This is a genomic window from Victivallis sp. (genome assembly GCF_048170485.1).
Classification (GTDB): Bacteria; Verrucomicrobiota; Lentisphaeria; order Victivallales; family Victivallaceae; genus Victivallis.
Map to the genome: position 1 here is coordinate 1 of NZ_DBEXAY010000013.1, position 4,222 is coordinate 4,222.

Genomic DNA, 4,222 nt, shown 5'->3' on the forward strand with positions numbered 1-4,222 from the left:
CAATCTGGGCCTCCACTGACTCCGAAAAATCATCCTTACCGCTGCTCTGACGTGCATAAATCAGTGCTTTCATTGTTTTTGCTCCTCATTCTACTTGTTTTAATATACGCCATATTGTATATTTAACAAGTTGTCATAGTAGTGATAGCGATCATCGCAATTCTCGCCGGCATGTTGCTGCCCGCGTTGAATCAGGCCCGCCAGAGAGCCCGGGACATCAGCTACATCAACAACCAGAAACAGCTTGGGACCGCCTACATTCTCTATGTGGATGGAAACAGCGGCTTCATGCCGGTTTCCGGCTGTGCCACGGATACCTATGCGGAACCGCTGACCGCGGCGATTACCATTCCCAGGCTGTTGAGTCAGTACCTGGGCGGCAAAGGCGTCACGCCGGACGAATCGTTGCAGCGGAACCGGATTTTCGAATGTGCGCTCCAGAGCACACCGGTCAATTACAATTCCAGCGATTTTCTGATGGGCCGATGGTTAAATGGCAATGTCCATTTCGGTCCGGGCGGAATCAACACCGGGTTTTCACTCGGGCAGACGGTGAAGCCATCCGAGAAAGTGATTCTGATGTGCGCCCTCGGAGGCAATCTCAGCGACAGAACCTTTTTCCGACCGACCTGTTATCCGCCCCGGGGGACCTTCAGTGCCAGCGGCAGTTTTGTGAGCGGCGGAGTGGTCCGCCCCGGTCCGCATCCGGGGGGAAGCTGCGGATTTCTGTTTGTGGACGGACACGCGGGAACGAAACCGATCTCCTTCTGGTGGAATGGTTCGGAACTTCGGGAATACCCATTCAATCCGAAGAAGAAGGAGCTGGACTGATCCCCCCGGCGCCGTTCAGCGGCTCCGGACGAAAAGGAAATATATACTGCAAACAGGAAGATGAGGGAGGTACCGATGAGGTTGCATCGAAACGCAGTTTTTGCACTGCTTCTGCTCTGGGGTGCGGCTCTTGCCGCAGGAAAACCGGTGAATCTATGTCTGCAACCCGGAGTAAAACTGACGGCGGATTGTCACCATCAATCCTTTACGCCGGCAAAAGCGGCGGACGGGAATCAGAAGTTGATGGCAAGCCGCTGGCTGAGCCGGGATGAAACAGGGGACCACTGGCTGGAGGCGGCGTTTCCGAATCCGCAGGAAGTCAACAGCGTCACGCTCTCCTTCTGGAAAGCCACCCATCTTTCGGTCGATTTCGATATCCAGATCCGGAGGGATGGAAAGTGGAAGACGGTGCGCGAGATCCGCGGCAACACGCAGCAGATCTCTTCCCATGCCTTCCCGACGGAGAAGTGTTCCGCGGTACGGGTATTGTTTCATCGGCAGATTCCGGACGGGATGGTGCGTCTCTATGAATTCGGCGTCTTCCGTCAGCCGCACCCGCTGGAAGCGACCCTCTGCGACGCTCTGCGCAACGGCCTGCTGACGGAGCAACCTGCACCGCAGCTGCAACTTCGAAACGGCGAACCGGGCAGCATCGCCCGGATTCCTCTGAAAGTGGAATTGACGGACAAGCGGGGGAAGTTGCTCCGGACCCTCGAACAGACCATCTCCTTCACCGACAGCGCCACGGTGAATCTGCCGCTGCCGGAGTCGTATGGAAGTTATGAGTACCGGTTCAACGTTCTGGATGCACCGGTCCCGGCGGTCTATTTTCCCGCCGCTCCGGGGAAATACCGGACCGCCTCACCGTTCGGGGTGCATTACCATGACAGCATTGACGCCATTGTGCATCACGCCGGGATCTACTGGTGGCGCAATCATGACATCTACGGACGCTGGAACGACAACTATGATGCCGATGGCAAGGAAGATTGGACGGACTATGAAAAACGGCTTGAATTCGTCCGGCGAAACCAGATTCGCGAGTGTTCGGTTTTTCTGGGGGCGCCGCCGGCATATTCGACCATTCTGCCGGGAGAACCGGTGAAGAACCGAAATCACTGGACCTATTCCTCCTACCATTCCTTCTATCCACCGTCCAATCTGGAAAAATGGGTGAGCGACTACCTGATTCCGGTGGCAGAACGGACAAAGAAAGTCTCTCCGTTCCGCGCGTATGAGGTGTGGAACGAAGCTTGGAGCTATTACCGTCTGCGGGGACCGCGCGGAACGGTCGGCGAAGCCGTTGAAATGTTCCATGTCTCTTACGACGCACTGAAGAGGATTGATCCGGAGTCGCTGGTCTTCGCAACCGACGTCAAACCGGAAGCGGAAGACAACCCCTATGGATACAAAAGTTTCGGCAGGGACATGTTCGAACTCGGCTTTCTCCGTTACACGGATCTGCTCTGCTGTCACAGCTATGGAACCACAACCTATCCCCGGCTGGAGAAAATGCGGCGAAACATGTGGAATTTCGGCCGGGACTTCGAACTCTGGTCCACCGAAACCGCCGTGCCGGGGGAACCGGCCTGGCAATTGATGGAATCGCTTGCGGCACACCGGGCCGCGGGAACCGGAAAAACGTTCCTGTATACCGGGAACCGCTGGGCGCCCTTGATGCTGGACGGGGAACCGACGCTCTATCTGGTGGCGCAGGCCGCGCTCTGCCGTACGCTCGGCGATGCGCTTCCGCTCGGCTTTTATGAGAAGAATGGAGTGCGGCTCTTTCTATTTGCCAACGGCGGCACATCGGTTGCCGTGCTCTTCACCAGCAGCCGGCAACCGATGAAGGTGGAGCTTCCGCTCGATACGACGACGAAGCTGGAAGATATGTTCGGGCGTCCTCTCCACCGATCGGAAGCGGTGCTGTCACAGGAGAGCCCGGTGTTTGCAATCGATCTGCCCGACCGGCTGGTTCGGCAGGCAATTGCAGAACGGATCCGGTTTCATGCGACCGAACCCGGGGGGAAAGGGCTGGAAAAGCTGGCCGACCGGCTCGAGAAAACTTCCGATACCGAATTCGCCGATGTACTGGATCATGAGATCACCGCACTTCAAAAGGAGCGGCGGACCGCCGAAGATGAGCGGCTCTACTCCACAGGCAAGGTGCTCGATTTCCTGCTCAATGCGAAAATTCTTCTGGCACGCCGGGAGGGGAAAGCGGCGAAGACGGCGATGACTCCAGCCGCGATGCGCGAGGCGGTAGCCGGAGAGTGGAAGCGGATTTATCACCGGACCGGCAACAACGGAGTTCTGCTCAACACGGAGCGTCTGACCTCCCGTGCACAGAGACAGATGCAGCAGGCCGCGATGTATGGCAGCGACGGCGACGCCATTGCGCGCGATCTTCTGCTGGATGCCGCAGAGGAGGATCTCGCCAACGCCAGGCGCCGGACCATGCAGGAAAGAATGGTCCAATTATACCGGCCGAAAAGTTACTTTCGAAGCAACAAGCGTCTGATCCGTTCGGAGCTCTACTGCTTTCCGGCCGGGCGCGCTCAGGAGGCGGTGATCACGCTGGCGAATCCGTTCGGCCGGACACTGTCGGGAACCCTAGAAATCACTCCTCCGGCGGGCTGGAAGGTAAATGCGGCCACGCTCAACTACAAGGTGCCGGCCCAATCCCGTTCGTTGCTCTCGATCGAGGTGACAGCGCCAAAGGAGTTCCGCAAAGGCGAGGTGGTCAGACTTCGGGTGCGGGACCGGAACGGAAACTTTCCTCCGCTTGAAGCGACCTGTGAAGTTCTGAAAACGATCCCGGCCTTTCCTGTGCTCGACGGCCGGATCAGCACCGGAAAATTTACCGGGAATTGACTTTTAAGATTCCTGCAAAAATGCCGGCCCGCACTTCTGCGAACCGGCGTTTTTTTTTCATTGCTGCGGCGCAACCGCACTCCCGGAAGAGTCGTTTTCCGCATTCACGCCTCCGGTCCCCGCCGAGAGCGAGAGCGGGGAATTCGACGCCCGGACGATCTCCGCGGCGGCCAGTCCGGTCGCCCGGTCATGCACACTGGTGTACCATACCTTCCGGCGGCCGAACCAGCACTCGACCCCCGGCACCGGGCAGTCGGCCGTCGCGGTCTTCGCCTCCACGCCGCCGCCCCAGGTGTCGCTGCCCGCGGCAATGCTCTTCTCCCGGGTCGAAGCGGTGACCGCGTCCACCGCGGCACAGCCGCCTTCAAAAAGCGTCAGCAGCAACGCCATCGCAACCGGAACGGCGACGACCCGGAAACTTTTCCGGTCGTGAAACTCCTCCCTCTTCCCTTTGTTCCAGTTCGCCACCGGCCGGAAATACCCGCACACCCGGCTGTAGACCTCGCATTTTGCTCCG

The 4,222-nt window shown here is 58.5% G+C and carries 3 protein-coding genes; 2 read left to right on the forward strand and 1 reads right to left on the reverse strand.

Translation table 11 applies throughout. The features are described 5' to 3' along the window. Positions 1 to 141 precede the first annotated feature (141 nt). Both ACMLHG_RS00655 and ACMLHG_RS00660 read left to right on the forward strand, forming a co-directional pair. A complete protein-coding gene (locus ACMLHG_RS00655; RefSeq protein ID WP_417169191.1) occupies positions 142 to 831 on the forward strand; it encodes a type II secretion system protein in 690 nt (229 codons plus the stop codon). A 75-nt stretch (positions 832 to 906) separates the two neighbouring features. Beyond that, a complete protein-coding gene (locus ACMLHG_RS00660; protein ID WP_417169192.1) occupies positions 907 to 3,705 on the forward strand; it encodes a discoidin domain-containing protein in 2,799 nt (932 codons plus the stop codon). Between the two features lie 57 nt (positions 3,706 to 3,762). On the opposite strand, the gene nrdD is transcribed toward ACMLHG_RS00660, so the two are convergent. After that, a partial coding sequence (gene nrdD, locus ACMLHG_RS00665) for an anaerobic ribonucleoside-triphosphate reductase (RefSeq protein ID WP_417169193.1) occupies positions 3,763 to 4,222 on the reverse strand: 460 nt, incomplete at its 5' end.